Raw genomic sequence first — 25,710 nt, 5'->3', positions numbered from 1 at the left:
GAGAGATGGAATCACGTGTTGGGCGGCCATTCAAGCCGAGTTTTTCAACAGTCTCGGCCGTTTTGTGGAGCGGATCGAAGGAAAGACCAGGCCGCCGTCCTCCGAGAGCTGCCAGACCTCTTCCAAGACCGAAAGCGCCTGTTTGGACAGTGGTACGTCGTGCGGAGCACGCATCTTCATGCGCTCGGCCGGAATATGCCAGACCGCCTTCTTTCGGTCGAACTCATCGCGCGTAGCGCCCCGTACTTCGCCGGGGCGGACACAGGTGAGGGCAAGAAATTGGAGGGCGGCTTTAATGGTTGGCCAGCCGTCGTATTCGCCGACCGTCATCAGGAGCTTGCCGAACTTCTTTTCATCGGTGATAGCGGCACGACCGTTCACTTTCGGCGGCTGGAGAGCGCCCCGGAGGTGTAGGGTTGGGTCGGCTTCTGCCCGTAAGGTGACAATGGCCAAGCGGAAGACGCTGCCTATCACGCCGCGTAAACGCCGCGCTGTCTCTCTTCGACCACTCTTTTCGATCTTCTGGAGGAGTTGGAAAATTTCGGCTGGAGTGATCTCGTTAATGGGGCGCTTGGCGAGTGGGCCGGCCAGATCTTCCAAGAGCCATTTGGTTTTGGTGATGGTAGCCGCCGCAGCGTCCCGTTCCTCCATCCGCGTGACATACTCCTCGGCGATCAAGGCGAAGGTGGAGCGCGCTTCCGTGATGGCGGCAGTCTTCTCCTCTTTGCGTTTGGCGGAGGGGTTGATGCCGGCGATCAACAGCCTCTTGGCGTCGTCGCGCTTTCCTCTCGCGTCGAGAAGTGACACCAGCGGGTATTTTCCAAAGGAGAGTATATTTTCCTTCTCCAGGTAGCGGTACCGCAGTTGCCAGAGTCTGGAGCCGTTGGTGCGGACGAGGAGATAAAGCCCGTCGCCATCCGCAAGACGATACGGCTTGTCTTTGGGCCTAGCGTTCTTGCAGGCGAAATCAGAGAGAGACATGGGTAACGGACCTCCCGGGTAATGGGTAACGCCGAAATCGTTACCCACAAACCGATGCGTTGCAACGGTACGCGGTGGGTCACCATAAACCGCCAAACTAGGCTAAGTCATTGATTTGTATTGATTGGTGAGACGTCGTGAGAAGCGATGGGAAAGTGAGATGGTGCCCAGAGGCGGAATCCAAGTGAAGGAAATCTGCTTTTGTTTCCAGATAGTTGACTATTCGCCCCCGGCGATCTTATCCAACGAAAATACCAACAAAATATTTCTTTGGATTGGTTCTATTCCCGCATATTGTTCGCCTGGCGACGCCACCTAGCTAGCCTCCTTTGCTTGAGGCAGTTCCGGCCGCGTACTGCCCCTGAAACTGCCCCGGCGGCAATCTCGCACTTGCACAAACTTATCTTGCACTGCAATATGATTTCGGGCGGGAATGCGAGTCGGGTTCGGAATGCATACCGCTGTGCCCTTTCGCGTGACCAATGCGAAAGGATCAGCATGACCGACATCTCCGCGGCGCATGTCGTCCCATCCCGATCCGTCGCCGACAGGTCGGCCAGAACAAGGCTAGCCTATCTCGACGGTTGGCGCGGCCTGTCGATCGCCCTGGTGCTGATAGGCCATTTCTTTCCCGTTCCCGGAATCAATCTCGGGGTGCTGGGTGTCTCTTCGTGCTCAGCGGCCGGCTGATGGGCGAGATTCTGTTTGTCGAGCGCTATCCGCTGAAGAAGTTCTTCAAACGCCGCTTCTCCCGCATCTACCCGGCTCTTCTGGTTGTCGTCGTCGTTGCGACGATTGCGCTCTCCGGTACATTCATCGCCTTCAAATGGAAGGCGGCGCTGACCGCGCTGACATTCCCTTACAATTATGCCGGCATTCTCGTTACGCGGGCGGGGGCGCTCGACCATATCTGCTCGCTCTGCATCGAGGAGCACGCCTATATCATCCTGGCGCTGATCAGCGTCATCGTTTCAAGCCGCTCCCGCGTCATCCTGCTGCTGTTGGCGTTGGCCTTGCTTGCCATGGCCAACGGCGCGGTTTCGTACTGGGTGTTCGGGATGGACTACGAAACCACCTATTGGCGCACCGATGTGCATATCGCCTCGATCCTGCTGTCGGCTTCGATCTGCCTGCTCAAGGCCGATAACAGGCTGCCGGCGGTCTTCAGAGGCAAGTACGTGGCACTGGCAGCATCGATCTGCGCGATTGTGCTGTTCCTCGATCCGGTGCCGACGCCGATCCACTATCTGTTCGCGGTGCCGCTGCTGGCGCTGGCCGTCAACGCGCTCGATTTCAGCTCCCGGCATCTGACCGGGTTGCTGTCTTCCTGGCCGATGGCGACGCTGGGGCTGTGGTCGTATTCGCTCTATCTGTGGCAGCAGCCTTTCTACAAATTCGTTTATGAGCAAGGCAGCGCGCCGATCCCGATGCTGGCCGGCGTCTTCGCTTGCGCGCTCTGCAGCTACTACGTCATCGAGCGACCATCGCGCGAATGGCTCAACCGCAATTGGTGAAGTCAGGCCGAGGCGCTGTTTTCCGCGCCCTAAGATTGCGTCGCAGGCCGGCTTCGCCGCGCGGCGTTGTCCAGCGATGGTTCCAGGCGAAGGCCGGGCGTAGCGACGGTGCGAGGAATTTGAGGATCGGCCTCCCGACCGTGACCTGCCAGGTCAACTGCACATGGGTGCCGGTGCCCGACAGAGACAATTCCGCTCGCCACAGCCCGTCGAAATCGCCGAGGGTTTTGACCACCACCAGCCGGCCGGGGTCGAGTTCCGCTGCCTCGATGATGAAGTTCAGCTCATAGGGCAGGGCGCCGCGAGCCCGTGCTTTGGCGCGTGAGCCAACGGTCGCCTTTCCCTTCCTGTCCAGCGGCACCACTTCCTTGTAGACGTCACCCCACCAGAGCGGCAGCAGTTCGGCATCCGAGAGCACCTCCCACACTTCCAGTGGCGTGCGGTCGGGGATGTGTTTTCGGGGACGCCGCCGAGCCGTCGCGGAATCGCCAACTGGATCAGGAAGACTCGCCAAAACTGGCTCTGTCTATCAGGCCAGTGTCCGGGCAGTGGTGATGCCGGTCGGGCTGCGACGCTGCCCCGAAGCGTGGACCGGACATCGCTGGTTCACGTCACTCGATTCGTGGAGCCGTGAGGAAGAATGCTATGATGGTCGTGTCAGATCTGGGTCTGTCGTCGCCCGCATTGGCAGGTGAGTTTGCCGGCCGTGAGCAACTGCGTGCAAGTTCGGCAGAGTTCCGGAAGGAAGTCATCGAAGTCACGGACGGCGTTTTTGCCGCGGTGGGGTACTCGGCAAGCAATGTCACGCTGATTCAGGGCGACCGCGGTTCGATCACTGTCGACTCGTCCGCGAACCCTGTTGACGCGAAGGCGATCGTAGACGCTTTCGGCGATGGCCTGGTGCGCCCGGTCCGGGCGATCATCTACACGCACAACCATCCGGACCATTCGGGCGGCGCGCAGGTGTTTGCCGGAAACGACAGTCCGGAAATTTACAGTCATAGGACGCTGGTGGATTCCGACCCAGAGTTCGGAAGGGGGCCACGCGGCGGCGGCGACGTATTCGGCACAAAGCTGCCCGATGATCTGTTCATCAATGCAGCGACGCAGCTCGAATACGGCCGGGTGACGCCGCACACGCGGGGAGGGTTCCTGCCGCCGACACGCACTTTCAGCGGGGAGAGCGAAACGCGGACTGGGCGAACGCCAACTCAACGCTACCGCCCGAAACTACTATCTGACCTCGGCGCAGTTCCTGTTGAAGGATAGGAAGCAGAACTAGGTTTCTCTACTCAGTGGCTGTCACGTCGCAGCATTGAGTCAACACTCGATTTCTCGGCACCGCTGAATGAGGTGTTGGCCGGCTATGAACTCGTAACCAGCATTGCTGACCGGTGCAGACCCGGTCAGGCGCACGAGATCTCGACACGGCCAACGGCCGTGCACGTGTGACTGTGAACAGCCAACCACGGACACTGGACCGGGTAGATATGAAAAAAATGGCACAGTTGATCGGAGCAAGTTCCCGGGCAGAGTTCTCGATCCCTTATGGTGACTATGATAACCGGTGCACACCATTCAGCCGCGCCTCTCGAGCCGAGGGATTGATGAAGGATGGCCCCGCCTGGCGCCGGCAAGGCCATGACGTTTCAGCAGGATGCTCGACCGCAAATCGGGCGAGCGGGCGAGCATCGCCATTCGGGCGAACTTTATTCCTATTGTTCGGCGCGTGAGCGTGATGATCGCCAGCTTGGCCGCGGGAGGGCTTCATCCTAGAGAAATCGGGCTGCTCCAGTCATCCCTGCAATCTTCTTCTCAACTCCACGTAAGGAGGTTCCGATGCACATAGAAACCAAGGCAGTACATGCGGGTCGGGATGTCGACCCTTCCACAGGGGCCGTCACCATCCCTTTGCATCCCAGTACGACCTTCGAGCGCGGTCCGGACGGATCCTTTCCCTCCGGCTACGAATACATCCGGGATGACAACCCGACTCGCCACGCGTTCGAGACGGCGATGGCGGCGCTCGAAGGGGGTTGCGCTGCGGTAGCCTTTTCCTCCGGCATGGCCGCGATTACCGCAGTATTCGAGGCGCGTCCCAGCAGGGGTAATCGCATCGTCGTGCCGGACGACATGTATTTCGGCATCCGGTCGCTGATCGAGGAGACCGACATCGGGCACCGGTTCGACTTCGTCGCCGTTGACATGCGCGACCTGGGGGCGTTGCGCACAGCCGTCGGGGCCGCGCCCACCGGCCTTGTTTGGATCGAGACCCCCTCCAATCCGCTCATACGCGTCGTGGATATCCGGGCGGCTTGCAAAATCGCGCACGAGGCCGGTGCCCCCGCGGTGGTGGACAATACCTGGGCGACGCCGATCCTCCAGCGCCCGTTCGAGCTCGGGGCCGATGCGGTGATGCATTCGGCGACGAAATACATTGGCGGCCATTCCGATCTGATGGCAGGGATTGTTGTCGTGCCGGAGGCATCGCCGTTCGAACGCCCGTTGCGCATGATCCAGAAGCACAAGGGCAGCGTCGCCGCTCCCTTTGACTGCTGGCTCGCGTTGCGCGGGCTCCAAACCCTTCCGGTGCGGATGCGCGCCCACTGCGACGGCGCCCAGAAGGTGGCCGAAGCGCTCAGCATGCATCCGGCTGTTGACAGTGTTCTCTATCCGGGATTGCCCCACGACCCGGGCCATGCCCTGGCTGCAGCGCAGATGTCCGGGTACGGCGGCATGTTTTCTTTTGTCGTAAATGGGGGCGCTGAAGCAGCCATGTTGGTTGCCGCCGGCCTTAAAATCGTGGCGCGGGCCACAAGTCTGGGCGGTACGCACACGCTTATCGAACATCGGGCCTCGGTCGAAGGGCCAAAGTCGCTGGCGCCGGCGGGGCTGCTGCGCATCTCCGTCGGGCTCGAGCATCCACAGGATATCATTGACGACCTCTATCAGGCTTTGTCGGTGGTCAAATGACGACGCTCTGAACTTCGCCCGCGGCACAGAAGCCCATTGACACAATCGCTTCAGCAGAACGCGCTTCAAGAACGGCCAGAGAGCCGTGCATGATTCCTTTGGTGGCGGACCCCATGCGGCATAGGGCCGGCCGAGGCCGAGAAGACAGAACAGCGAACAGATGCGGCGAACGGTTTTTATCGAAACCGACAGGTCGGGCACGGCGAAGAACGGTGCGATCAGCACCATGCGGCGCACGCGGTTCGCCATCGAGGGCGCAGCGAGCAGCGCAATCAGCGCCCCGGTCGAATGGGCCAGTATATAGTAGGGTCCCCGGCAATCGGGCAGCACGATCTCTTCGAAGAACTGCTCCAGATCGCCGGTATAGTCGAAGAAGCTCCGGACGTAACCGCGCTGTCGGTCACCGATCAGCCGGTCGGAAGCGCCCTGGCCGCGCCAGTCGAGGGTTGCCACGCCAAAGCCCGGTCGGCAAGCCAATGGTCTCGAAATACTTCTAGATGGACTCGTTGCGGCCGGTCAGGACGACCACGGTGCCCGTCAACGGACGGCTAACCGCGGCAAACAGCCCATAGCGGATCTTCTTGCCGTCGCGCGTGGTGAAGAAGCCGCCGGCTGCGTTTTCCGGCAGCGGATTGCCTGGGGTCTGATGAAACAGATCGGTCATACGGTATTTGACCGGGTGCCGGCATGGGCGCAGGTCAGATACAATCGCAGATGCGCCAAAAGCAAAAGAATGACATCGGCGGTGAGTTCGATGAGGGTGTCGATATTACTATCGGCTTCTTCTGTCATGAAAACTCTCACGGCGGCTTGAACCAAAGTCGGCGAAGTGGCGCTTCAAAGTAGCAGTCGCCGCTGCAAGCAATGATGTCTCGAGGACCATGGCGATGCTCGTCCAGCAGCATCCACGTCTTTCGACCTCGTCCCTATGGGACTGAAAAATAGAGCTTTGCAGATACGGGCAAGCGAGGGCTAGGGCTGGGATACGAGGACCGTCTGTGAACGCTAACGACTAAATTGGAAGGGATGGCGGCTTTGCGCAGCATGGCGGCCATGGAGGGTGCATTTGGATCATGTCTCCGGCGTTGTGTGGCTGGCGGAGACACCGAAGAACGCTTCTGGCTGCGAAGGCCAGTCAGACGTCAAAGAATCGCGCGTAAGGTCCATCCGCGAAGTGGAGCCGCAACTCATCAAAATTCTGCACCGTTTGGTCCAGCGGTCGCGTTTCCTGGCGCGAAGGGTGGCGCGATCAGATAGCTCTAGCGCTGGAGCGCCCAGGAAATCCCAAACTTTTCCTAAGCAAGCAGCGGGTTCGTGAAGAAGGCTCTCGTATTCGACGACGTGCAGGTTGGTCGACGTGAACGAGTGCTCGACGCGAGCGTGAAAAATCGTCCGCGGCTTTGAAGTAAGCCTCGCAGTCAGCGATTGACAATCTGACGCGCGCCAGCAGGAATCGCAGGCGCTCCCAGATCAGGTGTCGCGCGTGCGGGTCGAGGCCCGTGGTCGGCTCGTCCATTATGAGTAGAAGGGGATCGTTGATCAGCGCACGTGCCAGCGTCAGGCGCCGCTTCATGCCGCCCGATAGTTCGGCGACACGTGCATCCGCCTTGCTCTCGAGGCGGGCGAACTCGAGGAGAGATGGGATGACCGCTTTGATCTTGCTTGTGCTCATGCCGAAGTAGCGCCCGAACACCGACAGGTTCTCGCGTACCGTGAATTCCAGGTCGAGGTTGTCGAACTGCGGAACCACGCCGATGCCCTGGCGTGCCAAGCGAGCCCGTGCCGGCACAGGCACTCCGATCAATCAGGGTGCCGGACGGCCACTCGCTCATCGAGCGTCCAATCGGCACAACGAAGACAAGCACGTCCTCCAAGCGCGTGGGCGGCAGGTCGGGATACACTTCCGGCCGGGTCGACCGTACGCGAGCGTCCGATACAATGGTCGCCAGGCCGGTTCGGCAGAACCTCTCAACATGGTTCCGCATCGCGTGCCGAACCGTGCCGAAGACGAATGGAACCCCAAGCTGCTGAAGTACTGGATAGACAACGCCCAGTGAAAAGCTGATTCCAAATCCTTCAAGATCCGGACGCACCGCGTACAACCCCAGTTCGGCCACTAACAGATCGACCTCGCCAACCTTGATGAAGCGGCGCAGCACGCCAATGTGGGCCGCTATGCCATGCGCATCGTAGCCGATTGCGCGGAATTCCGGCCTCGCACCGGCCCAACTACGACCGCCTTCGAATGGCTTTGCGTTGGAGGCCCCAGTCCGTCCATAAGTCTTTCGGAAGAAGTCGCAGAGTTCGATATGGTCGGCCAGTTACAACTCATTTTCCCAGCACAACCTCCACTGCACGTCAGAGCGCATGGAAAGACCTCATCTTTGTTCGTGTTTTCTTGAGGTAAGCGCCGAATCATTGGGGAACTTGTCGCGTCGAGCCGACGCGATGCTGCTTGCGCAGATCACCAACATGCAATTTGGTTGATGTTCGGCGCACATGGGAAGGCCTACACCGGAAAGTGCTCTTCGGAGCCAACGCAAACATAAACAAACTTCCTTTAGCGCTTCCTTGAATTCCCCTATGCGGCGTTATGCAAAATCGGTAAAATCGTGTTTCGATCAAACGTATCCACACCATGGATAGCTGACGACATGCGGTTCAAAGGGCTGGATCTGAACCTTCTCGTCGTGCTCGACGCGCTGCTGAGTGAGCGCGGCCTCACGGCGGCGGCACGCCGCATCAACCTTAGTCAGCCGGCCATGAGTGCGGCCGTCGCGCGACTGCGTGACTATTTCCACGACGAACTATTTACGATGAGCGGCCGCGAACGCATTCTGACACCGCGTGCGGAAGCACTCGCCCCCGCAGTTCGCGAGGCTCTCCTGCACATCCAGGGCTCGATTATTTCGTCGGATCCGTTTGACCCAGCTCGATCCGACCGCCGCTTCAGGATCATGATTTCCGATTTCGCTACGCTCGTGTTTTTTGAAAAGGTCGTGGAGCGTGTTGCCCGGGAAGCCCCCGCCGTCAGCTTCGAATTGCTGCCTCTCGACGATAGCCCCGATGAGCTCCTCCGGCGTGGTGAGGTCGATTTTTTAGTCACTCCGGATGTATTCATGTCGAACGCGCATCCAAGAGTGGCGCTGTTCAACGAGAGGCTCGTTTGCGTAGGCTGTCCCACGAACAAGCAGCTGCCACGGCAGCTTACATTCGAGAGATACATGTCGATGAGGCACGTCTGCGTCAGGTACGGACGTTTGCTGAAGCCCTCCATCGAGGAAGGGTTCTTGCTTGAGCATGGTCTTAAAAGACGTGTCGAAGTCGTCGTGCAGGGCTTCAGCATGATCCCGCCTATGGTGTCCGGCACAGCTCGTATAGCGACCGTGCCCCTCCGGCTGGTCAGGCATTTCGAAAACACGTTTCCCCTTCAGGTCGTCGAACTTCCGATGCCGCTTCCCGGTTTCACCGAAGCCGCCCAGTGGCCGGCTCTCCACAATAGCGATCCGGCAAGCATCTGGATGCGAGAAATAATGATTCAGGAGGCATCTCGGCCACGGGAGGCTCCCGGTGCTCCTGGATTTACTCCGGCTGTCACCGCCCGCCCTCATGTTCTCTGTCAAGAATGAAGGCGACAGATCGAGAGATCAGCTGATTGGCAGGTGTTGCGCTTGGAGCCCTTGAGGCTCACCAGGCGAGGAGTGGAGTTCAGAGACCACGGTCTCTCATCCGCAGGTCGGCTACCGCATCCGGATTTTCAGCTCGGGCTGGCCCTGATCTAAGGCTTGTCGAGATCCATCGTGACTTTATGACGGCGGCTGCGAGATGGGCGATTGCGTTGAAGCTCTGGTCAGTCTTGTCAGCTCGCATGGCGAATATGTGAACTCCTTGAGTTTGCAGAAGAAGTTCTCGATGAGATGACGCCATTTGTAGAGTTCGAGATCGAGAGACAGCGGCAAGGCGCGCCTCGGATGCTGCGAGATGACGATCTTGGCGCCGCGCTCGTTCAGATGGCAATGATGGTGTTGCCGTCGAAGGCCAGCGAGTAGCCCGCCGAAGGCGAGACCGTCGACGAGTGGGGCGACGCCCCCCGTATCGAAACGATGTCCTGGCTGCCGAGCGCATCGGTCAGCGCAAGAATCCTGGTAGTCATGCCGCCATTGGAGCGGCCTATGGCCCGGCTTTGAGTCTCCCTTTTGCGCGGCGGCGGCACGCCGCATCAAACTCAGTCAGCCGGCCATGAGTGCAGCCGTCGCCCGGCTGCGCTATTGTTCGGCGGTGAACTATTTACGACAAGTGGCCGCGAACGTTTTTATCCGCATTGCGGCAGCACGTGCCCCGCAGTCCGCGGCGGTGAGACCTCGCGTGATGCCAACAAGCCATCTCACGCACAATCTCGTCCGCGACCACCGGTGGTTTCTTGGCCATAGGCGGCCGGCGGCCCTGATGCTGAATGACTCCCAGATCACGTGGCAGGTAGTGTGGTTGCGTAGGTCGCGACCGCCTCATAACAGGTAGGCTCCGGTCATCCCGTGCTCAAATCATCGCCATACCGCCGTTGACATGAACGGTCTGGCCGGTGACGTAGGCCGCTTCGTTGGAAGCGAGATAGGCGACGGCAGAGGCGACCTCGGCACCGGTGCCCATGCGGCGCGTCGGGATCGCCGCCATGATCGCCTCTTTCTGCTTGTCGTTGAGCTTGTCGGTCATCGCCGATTCGATGAAGCCCGGGGCGACGCAGTTGACGGTGATATTGCGGGTGGCGATCTCCTGCGCCAGTGATTTGGAAAAGCCGATCATGCCGGCTTTGGAGGCGCAGTAGTTGGTCTGGCCGGGATTGCCGGTGACGCCGACCACTGAAGTGATGTTGATGATGCGGCCATGCCGGCGCCGCATCATCGGATGGGTCAGTTCGCGGGTCAGCCGGAACACGGCGGTCAGATTGACTTCGAGCACCGTATCCCAGTCGGCGTCCGCCATGCGTATGAACAGACCGTCCTTGGTGATGCCGGCATTGTTGACGAGAATGTCGACGCCTTCGAGGTCGGCCTCGACCTTCTGGCCGAGCGCGTTGACCTCGTCGCGATTGGAAAGGTTCGCCGGGAACAGCCTAACCCGCTCGCCGAGCTCGGCCGCCAGCGCCTCCAGTTTCTCGATGCGTGTGCCGTGCAGGCCGATGATAGCGCCTTGCGCATGCAATACCCGGGCGATCGCCTCGCCGATGCCGCCGCGACCGGAAGGACTTTGCAGAAGGCATCTCTCATGGCTTCTACACCTGCCTGAATGCCAGAACCGCGTTCGTGCCGCCAAAGGCGAAGGAGTTGCTCAGTGCCACGCGCACCGGGCGCTCGCGGGCCACGTTCGGCGTGATGTCGAGATCGCAGTCGGCATCGGCTTCCCGATAATTGGCGGTCGGCGGCACGATGCCTTCGCGGATCGCCATGACGCAGGCGATCATTTCCAGCGCGCCGGACGCGCCGAGGCAGTGGGCATGCATCGATTTGGTCGAGGACACCGAAAGCTTGTAGGCATGGGCGCCGAAGACGCGCTTGATCGCTGCCGTTTCGATCTGGTCGTTGGCCTTGGTGCCGGTGCCGTGCGCGTTGAGATAGTCGACATCCTCGGCATTCAGCCCGGCATCGGCAAGGCAGGCGCGCATTGCTGCCTCCGGCCCCTCGACAGTCGGCGCGACGATGTCGGAGGCATCGGCGGAAAGGCCGGCACCGGCAATTTCGGCAAGGATGGTGGCGCCCCGAGCCACGGCATGCTCGTAGCTTTCCAGCACCGCCATGCCGGCGCCTTCACCGAGCGACAGGCCCTGGCGGTCGGCCGAGAATGGCCGGCAAGTATCGGGCGAAAGCACGCGGATCGCTTCCCATGCCTTCAGCACACCCCATATGAGCGGCGCTTCGCTACCGCCGGCAAGCATCACGTCGGCCCGGCCGAGCCTGATCTGGTCCACCGCGGAAGCAATCGCATGGTTTGCCGAGGAACAGGCGGACGTGACGCCGAAGACCGGCCCGCGCAGGCCGAGACTCATGCTGACCTGGCCGGCAGCGGCGCCCGGCATCGCCTTGGGTACAGTCAAGAGGGCGGCACGCTTACCACTCAGAAGCAGGGCGCGGTAGGTTTGCTCGATCGCATCCCAGCCGCAGCCGCCAACGCCCACCGTCGCACCGAAGCGATAGCTATTTCCCACTTTGGAGGAAAGTCGGGCCTGACGCATGGCTTCGCGCGCCGCAATCACAGCGAGCAGGCTGAAACGGTCCATGGAGACGAGCTGCTTGCCGACGATGTCATGCTCCGGCAGCGCCTTGATCTCGGCACCGATCCTGACCCTCAATTCATGGAGCTCGGAGTTGACGATTGGGCCGATGGCGGAGCGGCCTTCGCGCATCCCTGTCCAGATGGAGGCTGCGTCGGTCCCAAGCCCGCAGAGCCCGCCGATCCCAGTAATCACGACGCGGCGGTCCATTCACACCTCCTGAGCAAGCAAGCCGCGGATGGCTTCCACCCAGTCGCCGACAGTTTGGAGATCAGACCACGCCTCGGCCGTGTTCATTTCTATCCTGATGCCGTAGGCCTGCTCCAGGTCCCAGAGAACGTCCGCTAATCCCAGTGAATCGATGCCGAGCCCAGTCACTTCCGTCGCAGTCGTTATTTCGCCGACGGATGGTGCAGTCGTCCCCTCGGCTCGCTCCGATTCGACGCGCTTCCTCATTATCTCTATGATTTCCGTTGTGAGTTGATCAGCCATTTCTGTTTGTTTCCATTTCAACTTGTTTTGACGTGGACGCGACTCAACTCCTTGAGTCGCGAAAATTAGCCATTAGGCTTGTGCAACTTGAGCCGGATGAGTCCGGCCGGTCTGCGGAGTAGGCTCCGATGACGAGGAACGTCGCTGGGGCCCAATTTTGAGCAAGCACATAATGATCTGCGGCACGAAACGTGGATTGGTACCGTGCCGCCCACGCAGCCACTCGGGACAGATATGCAGTCCCGGAGTTTCATAGCTCCGGACCGTTGCGGTCGATCAGGGTGCCGGAGGGCCACTCGTCCATTGAGCGTCCAATCGGCGAAACAAAGACGAGCACGTCCTCCAGGCGCGTGGACGGCAGGTCGGGATGCACATCTGGGCAGCTCGACCGTACGCGAACGCCCGACACTATGGTCGCCACGCCCCCCTCTGCAGAACCTCTCCACATGGTTACGCATTGCGTGCCGAACCGTGCCGAAGCAAATGGAACGGCCAGCTTCTGCAGCATGGGTACAGAACGCGCATTGAAAAGCTGATCCGAGCTTCTCAAGATTCGGACGAACGCCGTACAGCCCCAGCTCAGCCACTAAAAGCTTCGCCAACCTTGATGAAGCGGCGTAGTATGCCGATGTGTGCTGCTACACCATCCGCGTCGCTGGCGATTAGCCGAAGTTCCGACCTCGCGCCAGCCCAACTGCGGCCGCCTTCGAATGGCTTTGCGTGGAAGGCGCAAGTCCGTCCATGGGTGTTTCGCAAGAAGTCGGAGAGTTCGATATGGTCGGCCAATTGCAGGTCGTTTTCCCAGCATAACCTCCACCGCACTTCAGAGCGCCTGGAAGAATTTCTCCTTTCGTGTTGTCCTTAAGACGCTCATCACGGCATAGAGGCAGCGGGTGATCGATGCGTCAGGTGTTTGTCCATGCAAGATTTCAGAACGATGATAAAATCGTTTGTTTCGATGAAACGCATTCACGCTATGGATAGCTGACGACATGCGGTTCAAAGGGCTGGATCTGAACCTTCTCGTCGTGCTCGACGCGCTGCTGGCCGAGCGCAATCTCTCGGCGGCGGCACGCCGCATCAACCTCAGTCAGCCGGCCATGAGTTCGGCCGTCGCCCGGCTGCGCGATTTTTTCGGCGATGAACTGTTCAGCATGAGCGGCCGAGAACGTATTCTGACATCACGTGCAGCAGCACTTGCCCCCGCAGTCCGCGACGCTCTCCTGCACATCCAGTCCTCGATTATTTCTTCGGATCCGTTTAACCCAGCTCGATCCGACCGCCGCTTCAGGATCATTGTTTCCGATTTCGCCACGCTCGTGTTTTTTGAAAAAGTCGTGGAGCGTGTTGCCCGGGAAGCCCCCGCCGTCAACTTCGAATTGCTGCCTCTCGACGATAGCCCCGATGAGCTCCTCCGGCGCGGTGACGTCGATTTTCTAATTCTCCCGGATTTGTTCACGTCGAGTGCGCATTCAAGCGTGCCGCTGTTCAACGAGAGGCTCGTTTGCGTAGGCTGTCCCACGAACAAGCAGCTGCCACGGCAGCTTACATTCGAGAGATACATGTCGATGAGGCACGTCTGCGTCAGGTTCGGACGTTTGCTGAAGCCCTCCATCGAGGAATGGTTTTTGCTTGAGCATGGTCTTAAGAGACGTGTCGAGGTCGTCGTGCAGGGCTTCAGCATGATCCCGCCTATGGTGTCCGGCACGGCTCGTATAGCGACCATGCCCTTGCGGCTGGTCAGGCATTTCGAAAAAACGTTCCCCCTTCAGGTCGTCGAACTTCCGCTGCCGCTCCCCGCTTTCACCGAAACCGTCCGATGGCCGGCTCTGCACAATAGCGATCCGGCAAGCATCTGGATGCGGGAGATAATGATGCAGGAGGCATCTCGGATGGCTGCTCCGCTGTGACACCACGGGAGGCTCTAGGCGCACTTAGATTTACTACGTCTGCCAGCACTTGCTTTTGCGTCAACATAGCGCGTTTGATGAAGTCAATGCTGGCGGCAAGTGCGCCTGCGAGATCGTCCAGCGTGCGGACTTCCTCGACCAGCTCGAATGAGAAGGGTCCCGCGTAGCCGCCATCAAGCAGCGCCTGGATCTGGCTGCCATTGTCGGACCCTCCAAGGAAGCGATCCGGGTAAATCCAGAAGGTCGGGTCGTTCACGCCTGAAATGTGCACCAGGCCAGTAAGCTCGCAGAACAAGGATATCTCCCCGGCCAGTGTGTGGTGGAACGTGTCGTGCACGAGGCGGTAGACGGACTGGCCATCAACTGCGGCAATGGCCTCGGCCGCTTCCTTCTTTGATCGCAGCGAGCAGGTTCGAAAGCCCAGCGGCTCGATGAGGCCGATTAGACCGCGCGACTGGAGGATCGGCTTGAGCGCATTTAGAGCGACGCGGAGATTGTCATGGCGCTCGCCGTTGCCGGCCCACGAGCCGTCGTTGACCGGCACCAGCACGACCATCTTAGCCCCGCACGCCGCCGCATAGTCGGCGAGCTTGCTCGCCTCGGCCTGACGCGTGGGAGTCCAGTCGTTGAAGCGCTGCAAGGCGTTGATGGAGATTATCGTGACGCCGGCTTTGGTAGCAGCAGACCGGACGTCCGCAGCCGGAATGGCGCGTGTAACAGGATTGCTGAAATGATGGTCACGAATTTGAACCTCGGTCAGGCCGTGGTCACGAGCAAGTGCGAAAATTGCACTGACGTCTAGTGAGGGCGCGGTCATGTGGTCGAGCGCAAAGCGGGGAGATACCTGGCGCATAGGGTTGGCTTTCCTTCCAGAAGTGCGGCGCCAGTTTCGCTTTGTCTGGCTTCTCCGCGCGCCCCCACCACAGGCCGATGCACAAACCTGAATGAAGCAGGCGAGTCAATTGCGCGATTCTTGCATTTATGATAGAAATGTCCCAGCCTCTGATAGAATTACGTCATTCAGATATTTTCCGATACATAAATCTCAAACGGCAGCAATGTCTGCCCCGCTGTCTCCGCCGTGCCGGTCTTGATGGCGTTGTCCATAAGCGGCATCAGCTCCTGGCAAAGTCGGCGCAGTGGCGTGGCGAGCGCCATCGTAATGACGTCGTCGGCGAGGGCCCTCCGTGACTCCGGCGTGATTTCATTCACGATCGCGACGAGATCTTGACCTTTGCCCTCGTCCCGGAGCGCGGAGATGGCACCCTCCATGCCACCGCCGGCCATGTAGAAGCCGACGAGATCAGGTTCCCGCTGCATAAGATCCAGTAGCGTCTCGTAAGTGATCTCTCGTTTCTCAAGGTTCACGAGCGTATCGAGCACCTCGAATGCTGGCTGGTTCTCACGGAAATAGGAACGAAAGCCGCTTTCCCGCAGGCCATGACTCTGGAAACGGTGGCTGCCGACAAACACCGCCACTTTGCCAGGCCGTTTGGCGGCTTTGGAGAACATCCAAGCTGCCGTGCGCCCGACCTTGCGGTTGTCGAGACCGACGTAACCCTCGCGCACGCCAGCGGCGAAGTCAGAAAGCAGAGAGAAAACCGGGATGCCTTTAGCCTTGAGCTCCTCGACTGCTGCCGTGATCTTAGGATGGTCCGGAGCCACCATGCCTATCGCGTGACAGCGCCTACCAAGATCCTTGAGGGTAGCCGCCAGGTCCTCGGGCAAATGTGAGCGCGCGAATTCGATGGAAGGCCTGCCAACGAAGGACTCGGCCGAACTAACCGCTGCTTCGACCTCGCGCACGAATTCTTGGTAGAAATGCTGGGCCGGCTTTCTCAGGATGAAGCCCAGCCGATACCGCGGCAGGTCCGGTCGCCAGCGCTGTTTGATGAGACCCGCGTTTTGATAGCCGATCGCGTGAGCGGCTTCGTGGACCCGCCGCGCGGTCTCCTCCCTCACTGGAAGGCGAGCGTTCAGCACCCGATCGACCGTTGCCACGCTCACCCCGGCTTCGCGGGCGAGATCGGCAATTGTGGGGCGCTTGGTCGTCGCTCCAGTTCCGATCGGCGGTCTCTCGGTCATCGGGGGCATCCCCGCGACGGTTCGGGGCGGCAAAGTGGAGATTTCGGCATTCTCGACGAGCGACAGCCTATCCGATGAACCGCGCTCCAGGCGCAACCGGGCGCGTGTCGATCTACGGTTCGTTTGCATAAGGCGTCCATGTTTCTTGTACTCACCGCATTTTGGCGCTTCTGATTCATTGGCCCGCGAAGCGCTGTTGGAGCCAGCGAGCCGATTGTTTCGTGCTGGTGACAGCCGGCGCCTCGATAGGTCGTGCTGCTGCATCTTGCTGGGCCGGGGTTAGCCCGTTCAATCCCTCGGCAGGCTCCCGTAGAAGGCGGCTTTCATGCGCCCTTCGTCCAATTCGCCTTCCCAGCGGGCGACAACGAGCGAGGCCACTGCGTTGCCGACGACATTGGTCAGCGCTCGGCATTCGGACATGAAGCGGTCCACTCCAAGGATTAGAGCCATCCCAGCAACGGGAACACTTGGTATTACGGAGAGCGTAGCGGCCAAGGTGATGAAGCCGGCCCCTGTGATACCTGCCGCACCCTTCGAGGAAAGCATCGCAATGAGCAACAGGAAAATCTGATCGGTAACCGACAAATGCGTGTTCGTCGCCTGGGCGATGAAGAGGGCGGCGAGCGTCATGTAGATATTGGTGCCGTCCAGATTGAAGGAATACCCAGTCGGAATAACGAGACCCACGACGGAACGCTTGGCGCCGGCCTTCTCCATCTTCTCCATGAGCGAGGGCAGCGCAGCCTCGGAGGAGGACGTGGCCAGGACCAGAAGCAGCTCTTCCTTGATGTACCGGACGAGTGAAAAGATCGAGAAGCCGTTGTACCGGCAGACCGCGCCGAGGACCCCGAACACGAAAAGGAAGGCGGTGAAATAGAACGTCGCGACCAGCATGGCGAGGTTGGCCACTGAACCGATGCCATATTTGCCGATGGTGAAGGCCATGGCGCCGAAAGCGCCGACAGGCGCGGCCTGCATCAGAATGCCGACCAGCTTGAACACCGGCGCGAGGAGCGCTTGAAGCAAGGAAAGCACAGGCTTGCCCGTGTCTCCGACCATCGCCAGAGCGCTGCCGAACAGAATCGAGAAGAACAGGACCTGCAGGATGTTGCCTTCGGCGAAGGCACCAACGATCGTTGACGGGATGATGTTCATCAGGAAGCCGGTCACGGACTGCTCGTGGACCTTGGCGGCATAACCCTGCACCGCCTGGACATCGAGCGAGGCCGGATCGATATTGAGGCCGTCACCTGGCTGAACGACATTTGCGACAACGAGACCGACGATCAATGCGAGGCTCGAGAAGGTGAGGAAATAGATCATCGCCTTGCCGGCGACCCGGCCGACCTTCTTGAGATCGTTCATGCCTGCAATGCCGGTCGTTACGGTTAGAAAGATCACAGGTGCGATAATCATCTTCACGAGCTTGATGAAAGCATCGCCGAGCGGCTTCAGAGCCTCTCCGGTGCCCGGATAGAAATAGCCGACTGCGACACCGAGGGCTATGGCGGCAAGCACCTGCACGTACAGTTGGGCGTAGAAGGCCTTGCGGGCTGGGGGACCCGCGCTTCGAATTGGTGGAGCCAACAGCTTTTCTCTCCCTGACCGGACCGGGTGGGCCTCCCCCCTTCCCGCGCCTTCTCCCATCGCGGCGCTCCGGTCGAGCGCTGCTGTCGTCTCCGCCGCAAGCGTCGTGCCAAGTGGAAATCCCGCGCCCAATCATGCGTGTTCATACGCTCGGCCACCCGGTGTCCGCGAGGCTTGTGCGGGTTTCCGCACTGGCTGCCTCCATTCTGGGCGAAATCCCGTACTTAAGGCTCGGCATTGTTCCATGTCTGAAGCAATGCTGTCCGGTAGAAGAGGGAGGAGGATTGACAGGGCGCCGTGCACTAATTGCTTTGCCTGGTAGAGCGGTCGCCGTTCGTGTCTCTGGCGCCCCGACGCCCCTCGCTTCCTTGTCGTATTTGCGACGGACCGAGCACCGGAGTGGAGGATTCCCTACACGAGCGTGCTCTGGCCGCGCTCCCGCCGAAGCTGAGCGTCTCAAAGGCGCCGCCGTCGACAGACCGATTGATCCCGCCGGTCATGGCGCAATGGTGTGATTGAGGAGATACTTCGGAGCAAGACTGAAGCCCCGCACGACGACAACTTCGCGCCATGGCACGCGCCGTAGCCTGTTCTCTTGCCATGGCATCAATAGCGAGGGAAAGAACGATTGTCGCGATCCACTCAGCGAGCCGACCAGGAGGGCGTCGGCAGCGATTGCCGCTTCCGCACCACTTAGGGGCGATAGAAGCGCGCAATGCGCTCGGTACGCTCAGCGCGCCAGGCTCCCGTAGAGCGTCGGGGCAAACATCTGTGCCGTTCCGAATCGACCTGCTGGTAAAAATCTGGACTGATGGGATTCTATCATAGCCTGTTTCTTCCCTATCAGAAATGAAAGGACGGCCCAATTGACTAGCCGCTCTGTAGGGCTACGTGTGTTGCGTTCGTGAGGAGCCTGATCGGCGCCCGCTTCAGGAAGGATAGCCAAGCCGTGGATCAACCATCGCCTCCGGCATTGGTCGTGCTTGCCACTCATGGGGGCCTGACCGACGCCCAAAACCGTGAGACCCATTTTTCATCTTATGCCGGCTGCGGAAGTCCGGCGTGCTGCCGCCAACGCTGCGTCCGATTGTCTCTAGCAACGTCTAAGCACTTCGATGAGTGGCTTCCACGCGCCAGCAAGCGCGCCAATCCGCGGCGGCCTGCGCGGCGAAGAAACTCATGCTGGCTCCGGCCAACGGTGGCTGGGGCCCAGATTACCGTTTGACGAGGGCGTCTACGCCCAGCGACGTCGCAGGCCCACATGGCGCGAAGTTGATATCGCGGCCCGAAATCGAGGATGACATGCTAGATCAGGACAAGAATCGCCAATCTGAAGAAAGTGCTGAGCAGGCGCCGTCATGCGGCACAGCGCTTCACGACGCGAAAAGGGATGACGTAGAATCCGCTATTCTGCCGTCGCGCGAGAGCGAGCTCGCCGGCATATCGAAAATATCGACAGCGCTCACCGCCCCCTCCGGGCTCGAAGTCACGTTGGCGAAGGTCGTGGATATTCTGCGATCGTTTCTGCCGATGCGGCACGGCATCATCTCTCTCGTCGACAGTGATGGCGAAGTGGATATCGCCGTCGGCGCCGGCTGGAGCGAGAGCTGCAGTGAGGGCCGCCGGCTGTCTCTGCCGCGCAAGGCAATCGACCAGATTAGGACGACGGAAACGCCTCTGGTCATCGAGAACATCGCGGTTCATTCGGCTTTCACCGCCGCCGACATGGACGTGCTCGGGGTCTCCGACAACATACCAGTGTCCTTCATCGGCGTTCCCATTCGCGTCGATGCGAATGTCGTGGGCACACTGACCATCGACCACGTACTGGACAACGGCTCAAGAGTTTGGCTCGATTACACCCTCCATCTGCTCAACCTAATCGCCAACCTGGTAGGACAGACAGTGAAGTTGCATCGCTCTTTCGTGGGCGACCGCGAGCAACCGATGGCACAGCAGGACTTGCTACCAAAGCAGAACCACCCGGCGCGGCAGCGTAACAAGATTCACGTCGAGGGGATGATCGGCGACAGCTTGGTGTTCCGCGATCTGCTTGGGGAGGTCGCGGTCGTAGCCAAGGCCAAGATTGCGGTTCTGTTGCGAGGCGAATCCGGTACCGGGAAGGAGATGGTCGCCAAGGCTATCCACGAGTTTTCGCCGCGCGCCAAGCGGCCCTTGATCAAGGTCAATTGCGCGGCGCTGTCCGAGACACTCCTGGAATCCGAATTATTCGGTCATGAGAGGGGTGCATTCACAGGCGCGTTCAACTCACGTAAAGGGCACTTTGAGCTCGCCGACAAGGGGACGTTGTTCCTGGATGAGATCGGCGAGATCTCGCCATCGTTCCAGGTAAAGCTCTTGCGCGTGCTGCAGGAGCAGGAGTTCGAGCGCGTCGGCGGCAACCAGACCATTAAAGTCGATGTTCGCATCATTGCCGCCACGAACAAGAACCTGGAAGAAGCAGTTGCCAGGAATGAGTTCCGTGCCGACCTCTATTACCGCATCAATGTGGTTCCTTTGCTGGTGCCGGCACTACGCGAAAGGCGCACTGATATTCCGCTCCTCGCAGCCGAGTTTCTCAAGAAGTTCAACGATGAGAACGGCGGTATGCTGACCTTCGATCCCAGTGCGATTGAAGTACTGACAAACTGTGATTTTCCCGGCAACATTCGCGAGCTCGAAAACTGCGTGTATCGGACAGCGGTTCTGGCCGCGGGAGCATCAATCGGGAGAGGCGACTTTGCATGCTGCCGGGGCCAATGCTTCGCTGCGGCGCTGCATAAGATCAGGTCTGACAACCTCGCGCCGCAAACCCAGCCGTTCGTGCCGATGCCACCTGTTCGGGCCATACCGCAGGCTGCCGGCAGTTCTGCCGCCGTCGCCTTCCCGTCTGAGAGCACAGGACAGCCGCCGCTGGGCCCTACCGGGACAGCCCACTTAAACGGTGCGAGAATGATCGATGCTGAAGGTGTCATCGCGGCCATGGAAAGATGTGGCTGGGTCCAGGCAAAGGCGGCACGCCTGCTTGGACTGACGCCGCGCCAGATTGGCTACATGCTGAGGAAATACGGTATCGAGATCAAGCGTCTGTGAAACAATCGACCGAACCACATCAAGCCTTGGTGCTTTGGCCCCTTGAGACGAGTGATGTGGGCCCCCCGCGTCAATGCCAATTCCGATTCGATCGAACCAGCCCGCCTTGATCCCAGGCAAGAACATTGGGGTCTCACCCGAGATGAGGCGTTGCTACCTAGCCATGAGATGGGCGGGCAGGAGGGCCAATTTAGCTATTTCGACCTAGTTGGCCCCAAAAGCAAAATAGTACGAGGAACCGATGCTACCGCTCACCCGTCGTCATGCCCTCTGCGCGCTCGCTGCCCTCTGCGCGCTCGCTGTCCTTTTTGGTGGAAAACACGCCCATGCTCAAAATTCTGTATCTTGCGAGCCAGCCGACTCAACGCTGGAGCCCACGAGTCCTTTTCGAAAGAAAATCGTTCTCGGCAAGCCGACCACGTTCGAAGATCATCCTTGGCAGGCCGAACTCACCATTGGCTCAGCTGTGTGCGGTGGATCGGTGATCGGAAAGCGATGGATCCTCACAGCGGCGCACTGTTTAGCGGATGCAAGAGTCAACGAGGTCGAGGCCATTGTAATCGGTGGCGTTTCGTTAGATGTAAAGGAGCTTATTGTTCATCCAGGATATAAAGCGAACACATGCGAACATGATGTGGCGCTCGTTCGGGTGCACAGTACGCGACCCGCTGTGGCCATTCGCCTTGCTACCCCCAGGACGCACATTCGTATTGGCGAGCCCCTTACCGTGACGGGTTTCGGAGCTACACAATATCGTGGAGAGCCATCAGACGAGCTCCGGGAGGGCAAGGTCCCGTACGTCGACAACAAAACGTGCAGCCGCAAATATAAAGGGATCCTTCCTGGGATGATGTGCGCCGGAACCGAAAGCGGCGGGACCGATGCTTGCCAAGGGGACAGTGGAGGTCCTCTGATCAAATACGATAGCGAAGGCAGCGCCATCTTGGTTGGAATTGTATCGAATGGGGAGGAATGCGGAAAGACATACGGTGTGTATACGCGCGTGTCATATTATCGCGAGTGGATCATGGAGACTATGTCACGATACGGTGACTGAGGCGGCGAGTCGGGATGCGGGCAGCGTGTCACGTTGCCGCGTCTGAACGCGCAGAATGTCTGCTAACCGGAGTTCGCTTAACCGGGTGCCCTCACCGCGTTCCATGAATGGCGTGCAGGCTAGATGTTCTGCTGTCCGACAAACGGCGCGGGATGTGAGTTGCGTCAGGCTGAATGCGAGCGAGAACACTCCGTTGTTGGGAGGATCCCGCGCATGATGCCGGAGATTTATAGTCTCTTGGGTTGCCTGATCGTGTGTGGTGGAGGGCGCGCAGTCACCGCGCCCAATGCCGGTCTGACACATACGCCGATCGCTTACCGCTGTATCGGCAGACGGCCAAATCTGAAAAGTGGCAGACATCGACACGGCTGGACAGTTGCTGACTGATGCTTACACCGCGTCCGATTCTCAGCAATGTTTCACCGCCTGATAATTGTGCAGAAGAACTTGGTCGTCAACAAGACTGCCGCCCGGTTCTCAAATCCGGGGGGCGTGCGAGTTGTACAATGCCGCGGATCCGGAGATCCAAGCCCCCACGGAGGCTTGGCTAAAGCGGTACAATGATACGCTGGGCCAAACTGCCGAGCATTGGCAAACGCTCTTTGGCCGAGCGGCTGATGGCGCTGGAGGTTGGGGCCGCCACCGGCGCCGCCTCTGGCGAGAAGAACCCGTTGCGCACGGCCGATGGTGAACCATTTATTGTCACGGCAACCGCGACGATAGCTAGCCCGAAATCTTGAACCTCCTGCCGACCCACGACAGCCACTTGGCCCGCCTGGAGTGGCGCGGGGAAGGGCAGGGCGCTCCGTGCATCAGGGACACGACCGGGAGCCCGGAGCACGAATCGAACTTGCAGGCGATCTCTACAGCCTGCTGTGGGGTCCCGCCGAATTCGAGAATGGCCACCGCGTAATGGGAGCCGCTCCCAACAGCGAAATAGGCGTTTTCGAGCATGCCGGTCAGCGTCCAGGCGCCGGACGCCACCTGAGCGCGCCCGTCGGGATGAACGACCAGCAGACCGACCTCATCGCTTTCTACACCCTCTGGCGTCTTGTGAACGTCGGCGCCAGCGGCATACCAGTCCAAAATGGCCTCACCGGCGCCAACCTGGGCACTGGTGGCGCCAATCAGGCGTCCATCCGGAAGACGGCGGATTTTGACCTTGGAGCCGATTGATCCCTCGCGGCCGCCGTAGGCACGGCTGTCGGCGGCCATCACGCCGTGCCTATAGGCAATCGTCGTCACAGCCACGTCCCCTCGTCAACGTTGGTCCTGGCCGCGTCGGCCGGGCGTGCGATCTCGGCCGTGTCGATGCCGGCAGCGACGTCTGTCGCAGTTAGTTCCTGAGTCCAGCGCCGTCGTTTCTTGGCGACTGCCCCGGCCTCGCTCACACATCGGTTGGCGATCTTGTGGATCTCCCGCTCGAATTGTGGGGTGTCCATCTTTACTCCTGTTGATGGTTTCGAAATCCGGGGTAGTTCGGTGAGGGTCACGCAATCCTCGGGCCAAGAGAGCGCCGACAACAGCAAAATGCCGGGCGTGTAGGTCATTTGTCGATCGCGCAGTCGTCGCCGGCTGGCGCGTGTGCAGGTTCACGTGGTTGCCGTCTCTGGCCTGCTATCTGAGTTGGCCCTTGCTGGCGTAGGCCAGAGCGGCGTGGCCACGTTCCGCGAGGGGATGATGCCCTGCCCCGAAGGTCTCGTATTCGTAGCGCTGATGTATCATTCGAGCTCATAGCGGCTTTCCATTGAGGTAGGCGTCGGGATCGGCCAGAAAGGCGAGCGCCTGCTTGCGCGTGATCATCAGCTCGCGCCCAGCATTTAGATGAAGACGCCGGCGAGACGGAGCGACTGCATCTAGGGCACTCAAGTGGAGAAAGGCGAGGGGATTGCGCAATTGGTGCTCCTGGCTTGGTCGGGACCGTCCCGCCCTTAACGAAAGGCCGGTAGTCGGACCGCATTCGCCGATGCTGCACAACACGTGCCATCTTCACTGTAGCGGCAATCACCGCCTTGAGGCGCAGATCTGATTGTCGCGATCCTCTTGCGATGTAGTGCTCGAACTATGCCCGAAGAATCCGTTCTCACGCTGACGCTTGGCAACTTGCCTGGCTCGTCCGGGTGCGTCGCCGAACTTGGAAAGGCTGGCTGGCCTCGATATTGGCCTGACGGCTGTGTCGAGAGTCCACAGGCAGAACTTAGAAACTCGATGAACACCGAAAACGGCGAAGACCGCCGGCTTCGGCTATGATGGTTGCGCGACCCGGCTACTCGAACGCCACTGGCGCGACCGGCATCAACCGCCCATGTTCAGTAGACTGGCGGCGGGTTCGTCGATTGATGCGTCCGCAAACAGGGCAGGTGCATTGCACCAGTGGACGGCTGGGGCGCTGGGTGTCCGAACCGCGGGATCAATAGCAGCCCGAACCGAGTACAGGCCGAATGCCTCCAGCGGTCTCATGCTCAATTGCCTCCGACTCGCAGCCCGATTTTTCCGGTCTCTGAGTACCATCGTGCTCTGTGATCGCCATCCGACACGGAGTGTCGGATTGTCGGGTCCGCGACACACGCCGCTTAGCTTAGGCACTTTCTTGCCTAAGGCTTAGGCTAACCGTTGGAAACGAATGTCCGGGTCGACCGGTGAGTTGATACGATTTTTACGAGCCTTGGTGTGGGGCAGGAAGAAGTGCGATCTTGTCCGGAAGCGTGGATCGTCGATGCCACGCGCCACACGCTCGGCGCCCAGCAGCCGGTTTGCCTCGACCAGAGCCAGACGCTGTTGTGGGACGACAGTATGCTACCGACGAAAAAACCTGAAGTGACCGCAGATCAAACATCATCCGCTGGACAGTTGCCCACCCGTCGGTTATGGCCCCTGCGTCAGGTCTATCAGCGTTTCTTCAACGCTTGGAGGCTGTGCAGCGAACGGTCCTGGAGGGGACTACCTCTCGGTCTCGAACCAGGGCGCGCGCGATCGAGCAATGCTGTACACTCCTACACCACCCCTGAGGGCACGGTCTGACGAGGAACGATGATGCGCAGTCAAAAAGAGAAGATGCTCGCAGGCGAGTTGTACAATGCTTCGGATCCGGAGATCCAAGCTGACCTGCTAGCTACGGGGGCTTGGCTAAAGCGGTACAATGATATGCTGGGCCAAACTGCCGAGCATTGGCATACGCTCTTGTCGGAGCGGCTCGGAGAAGTTGGACCCGGAGCGGTCATCCGTCCGCCCTTTTTTGCGACTACGGTTTCAACATCCACATCGAGGCCTACGTCTACGTCAACTTCAACTGCGTCATCCTTGACGTAGCAGAGGTGAGGATTGGCAAAGGAACGACAATTGGCCCCGCCGTACAGATCTATACCGCCGAACATCCACATGATCCCGAGCAGCGACAGTCCGGTCTGCAGTTCGGGCGTCCTGTCAGAATTGGCAGTCGTGCCTGGATCGGCGGTGGAGCAATCATTCTGCCGGGCATTACGATTGGCAATGATGCGGTCGTGGGCGCTGGCAGCGTGGTCACGCGAGACGTTCCCGCAGGGGCGAAGGTCGTGGGAAGTCCAGCTCGGGTAAGATGACCCGCTGAGGATATAAGCAGGCGGTTCAAGGTTGTTAAACCCGGCTCAATGTCGCCCGGCAAACTGTGCCGAATTTACGACAGTAATTGATCGTCGCAGATGGTTGCCGCCGTTTTCTGATCGGTCTCGTCCGGCACGGCTTCTTGTTCTACAGGGCTTGCTGAAGGCGAGGCAG

21 protein-coding genes and 7 pseudogenes are annotated in these 25,710 nt (G+C 59.9%); 10 read left to right on the top strand and 18 right to left on the bottom strand.

Features of this window, described 5'->3' with window-relative positions:
* Positions 1-30 precede the first annotated feature (30 nt).
* Positions 31-981: a tyrosine-type recombinase/integrase gene (locus AC56QQ_RS32570; RefSeq protein WP_497124695.1), complete on the bottom strand. Its 951-nt coding sequence runs from the start codon at positions 979-981 to the stop codon at positions 31-33.
* Positions 982-1,479: 498 nt separating this feature from the next.
* Between AC56QQ_RS32570 and AC56QQ_RS32565 the strand changes: the two genes are divergently transcribed.
* Together AC56QQ_RS32565 and AC56QQ_RS32560 are read left to right on the top strand one after the other, a co-directional pair.
* Positions 1,480-1,671: a hypothetical protein gene (locus tag AC56QQ_RS32565; protein WP_489859434.1), complete on the top strand. Its 192-nt coding sequence runs from the start codon at positions 1,480-1,482 to the stop codon at positions 1,669-1,671.
* Entirely contained in the window at positions 1,653-2,495 is an 843-nt protein-coding gene (locus tag AC56QQ_RS32560; protein ID WP_489859435.1) for an acyltransferase family protein, read from the top strand. Before AC56QQ_RS32565 ends, AC56QQ_RS32560 begins: the two co-directional genes overlap by 19 nt.
* On the opposite strand, the gene AC56QQ_RS32555 is transcribed toward AC56QQ_RS32560, so the two are convergent.
* Positions 2,479-2,913 (bottom strand): SRPBCC family protein, encoded by a 435-nt coding sequence (locus AC56QQ_RS32555; RefSeq protein ID WP_489859436.1) that lies wholly within the window; start codon positions 2,911-2,913, stop codon positions 2,479-2,481. The genes AC56QQ_RS32560 and AC56QQ_RS32555 overlap by 17 nt on opposite strands.
* Before the next feature lie 227 nt (positions 2,914-3,140).
* Between AC56QQ_RS32555 and AC56QQ_RS32550 the strand changes: the two genes are divergently transcribed.
* Positions 3,141-3,764 carry an MBL fold metallo-hydrolase gene (locus tag AC56QQ_RS32550; RefSeq protein WP_489859437.1) on the top strand — a complete coding sequence of 208 codons (624 nt, stop codon included), beginning with the start codon at positions 3,141-3,143 and terminating at the stop codon, positions 3,762-3,764.
* 570 nt (positions 3,765-4,334) lie between these two features.
* A complete protein-coding gene (locus tag AC56QQ_RS32545) occupies positions 4,335-5,468 on the top strand; it encodes a trans-sulfuration enzyme family protein (RefSeq protein ID WP_489859438.1) in 1,134 nt (377 codons plus the stop codon).
* Between the two features lie 30 nt (positions 5,469-5,498).
* Here AC56QQ_RS32545 and AC56QQ_RS32540 read toward each other — a convergent pair.
* The 4 genes and pseudogenes from AC56QQ_RS32540 to AC56QQ_RS32525 all read right to left on the bottom strand — a co-directional run.
* A pseudogene (locus AC56QQ_RS32540) lies at positions 5,499-6,132 on the bottom strand (alpha/beta hydrolase); the annotation flags it as partial.
* A complete protein-coding gene (locus tag AC56QQ_RS32535; RefSeq protein ID WP_489859439.1) occupies positions 6,129-6,260 on the bottom strand; it encodes a hypothetical protein in 132 nt (43 codons plus the stop codon). The pseudogene AC56QQ_RS32540 and the gene AC56QQ_RS32535, both read right to left, overlap by 4 nt.
* A gap of 343 nt (positions 6,261-6,603) precedes the next feature.
* Positions 6,604-7,272 (bottom strand): annotated as a pseudogene (locus AC56QQ_RS32530) (ATP-binding cassette domain-containing protein).
* Positions 7,262-7,789 (bottom strand): annotated as a pseudogene (locus AC56QQ_RS32525) (NodA family N-acyltransferase); the annotation flags it as partial. The pseudogenes AC56QQ_RS32525 and AC56QQ_RS32530, both read right to left, overlap by 11 nt.
* Before the next feature lie 333 nt (positions 7,790-8,122).
* Between AC56QQ_RS32525 and AC56QQ_RS32520 the strand changes: the two are divergent.
* Positions 8,123-9,097: a LysR family transcriptional regulator gene (locus tag AC56QQ_RS32520; RefSeq protein WP_489859440.1), complete on the top strand. Its 975-nt coding sequence runs from the start codon at positions 8,123-8,125 to the stop codon at positions 9,095-9,097.
* A 377-nt stretch (positions 9,098-9,474) separates the two neighbouring features.
* Here the strand turns inward: AC56QQ_RS32520 and AC56QQ_RS32515 are convergent, their stop codons facing one another.
* Complete coding sequence (locus AC56QQ_RS32515) at positions 9,475-9,621, bottom strand: hypothetical protein (protein ID WP_489859441.1); 147 nt, start codon at positions 9,619-9,621, stop codon at positions 9,475-9,477.
* A gap of 50 nt (positions 9,622-9,671) precedes the next feature.
* Here AC56QQ_RS32515 and AC56QQ_RS32510 point away from each other — a divergent pair.
* A pseudogene (locus tag AC56QQ_RS32510) lies at positions 9,672-9,817 on the top strand (LysR family transcriptional regulator); the annotation flags it as partial.
* A 187-nt stretch (positions 9,818-10,004) separates the two neighbouring features.
* On the opposite strand, the gene fabG reads toward AC56QQ_RS32510, so the two are convergent.
* The 5 genes and pseudogenes from fabG to AC56QQ_RS32485 all read right to left on the bottom strand — a co-directional run.
* Entirely contained in the window at positions 10,005-10,718 is a 714-nt protein-coding gene (fabG, locus tag AC56QQ_RS32505) for a 3-oxoacyl-[acyl-carrier-protein] reductase (RefSeq protein ID WP_489863606.1), read from the bottom strand.
* Positions 10,719-10,737: 19 nt separating this feature from the next.
* Positions 10,738-11,943, bottom strand: coding sequence for a beta-ketoacyl-[acyl-carrier-protein] synthase family protein (locus tag AC56QQ_RS32500; RefSeq protein WP_489859442.1), 1,206 nt, complete (start codon positions 11,941-11,943; stop codon positions 10,738-10,740).
* The gene (locus tag AC56QQ_RS32495; RefSeq protein WP_489859443.1) at positions 11,944-12,225 is read right to left on the bottom strand and encodes an acyl carrier protein; all 282 of its coding nucleotides are present in this window, start codon (positions 12,223-12,225) and stop codon (positions 11,944-11,946) included.
* A 250-nt stretch (positions 12,226-12,475) separates the two neighbouring features.
* Positions 12,476-12,733, bottom strand: a complete 258-nt coding sequence (locus tag AC56QQ_RS32490; RefSeq protein ID WP_497100447.1) for a GNAT family protein — start codon at positions 12,731-12,733, stop codon at positions 12,476-12,478.
* 70 nt (positions 12,734-12,803) lie between these two features.
* Positions 12,804-13,047 (bottom strand): annotated as a pseudogene (locus AC56QQ_RS32485) (GNAT family protein); the annotation flags it as partial.
* Positions 13,048-13,217: 170 nt separating this feature from the next.
* Between AC56QQ_RS32485 and AC56QQ_RS32480 the strand changes: the two are divergent.
* Positions 13,218-14,135, top strand: coding sequence for a LysR family transcriptional regulator (locus AC56QQ_RS32480; protein WP_489859445.1), 918 nt, complete (start codon positions 13,218-13,220; stop codon positions 14,133-14,135).
* A gap of 76 nt (positions 14,136-14,211) precedes the next feature.
* Here AC56QQ_RS32480 and AC56QQ_RS32475 read toward each other — a convergent pair.
* The 3 genes and pseudogenes from AC56QQ_RS32475 to AC56QQ_RS32465 form a co-directional block, all read right to left on the bottom strand.
* Positions 14,212-14,988 (bottom strand): annotated as a pseudogene (locus AC56QQ_RS32475) (TIM barrel protein); the annotation flags it as partial.
* Positions 14,989-15,155: 167 nt separating this feature from the next.
* Positions 15,156-16,220, bottom strand: a complete 1,065-nt coding sequence (locus tag AC56QQ_RS32470) for a LacI family DNA-binding transcriptional regulator (RefSeq protein ID WP_497100448.1) — start codon at positions 16,218-16,220, stop codon at positions 15,156-15,158.
* A 288-nt stretch (positions 16,221-16,508) separates the two neighbouring features.
* Positions 16,509-17,807, bottom strand: a complete 1,299-nt coding sequence (locus AC56QQ_RS32465) for a dicarboxylate/amino acid:cation symporter (RefSeq protein ID WP_497100449.1) — start codon at positions 17,805-17,807, stop codon at positions 16,509-16,511.
* A gap of 1,302 nt (positions 17,808-19,109) precedes the next feature.
* Here AC56QQ_RS32465 and nifA point away from each other — a divergent pair.
* The gene (nifA, locus tag AC56QQ_RS32460; RefSeq protein ID WP_497100450.1) at positions 19,110-20,900 is read left to right on the top strand and encodes a nif-specific transcriptional activator NifA; all 1,791 of its coding nucleotides are present in this window, start codon (positions 19,110-19,112) and stop codon (positions 20,898-20,900) included.
* A gap of 241 nt (positions 20,901-21,141) precedes the next feature.
* Positions 21,142-21,957 carry a serine protease gene (locus tag AC56QQ_RS32455; protein ID WP_497100451.1) on the top strand — a complete coding sequence of 272 codons (816 nt, stop codon included), beginning with the start codon at positions 21,142-21,144 and terminating at the stop codon, positions 21,955-21,957.
* A 723-nt stretch (positions 21,958-22,680) separates the two neighbouring features.
* Here AC56QQ_RS32455 and AC56QQ_RS32450 read toward each other — a convergent pair.
* The 3 genes from AC56QQ_RS32450 to AC56QQ_RS32440 all read right to left on the bottom strand — a co-directional run bounded on the left by AC56QQ_RS32450 (position 22,681) and on the right by AC56QQ_RS32440 (position 23,853).
* Positions 22,681-23,202 (bottom strand): Ntn hydrolase family protein, encoded by a 522-nt coding sequence (locus AC56QQ_RS32450; RefSeq protein ID WP_497100452.1) that lies wholly within the window; start codon positions 23,200-23,202, stop codon positions 22,681-22,683.
* Positions 23,199-23,507 carry a hypothetical protein gene (locus tag AC56QQ_RS32445; RefSeq protein WP_497124694.1) on the bottom strand — a complete coding sequence of 103 codons (309 nt, stop codon included), beginning with the start codon at positions 23,505-23,507 and terminating at the stop codon, positions 23,199-23,201. The genes AC56QQ_RS32450 and AC56QQ_RS32445 overlap by 4 nt, the downstream gene beginning before the upstream one ends.
* 181 nt (positions 23,508-23,688) lie before the next feature.
* The gene (locus tag AC56QQ_RS32440; RefSeq protein WP_208647029.1) at positions 23,689-23,853 is read right to left on the bottom strand and encodes a hypothetical protein; all 165 of its coding nucleotides are present in this window, start codon (positions 23,851-23,853) and stop codon (positions 23,689-23,691) included.
* Positions 23,854-24,987: 1,134 nt separating this feature from the next.
* Between AC56QQ_RS32440 and AC56QQ_RS32435 the strand changes: the two are divergent.
* Positions 24,988-25,535 (top strand): annotated as a pseudogene (locus tag AC56QQ_RS32435) (sugar O-acetyltransferase).
* Positions 25,536-25,710 lie beyond the last annotated feature (175 nt).

The sequence above is a fragment of the Mesorhizobium sp. RCAM 05099 genome (genome assembly GCF_059683685.1).
The sequence above is the reverse complement of the archived record's forward strand: the minus strand, read 5'-3'. Positions and strand labels throughout refer to the sequence as shown.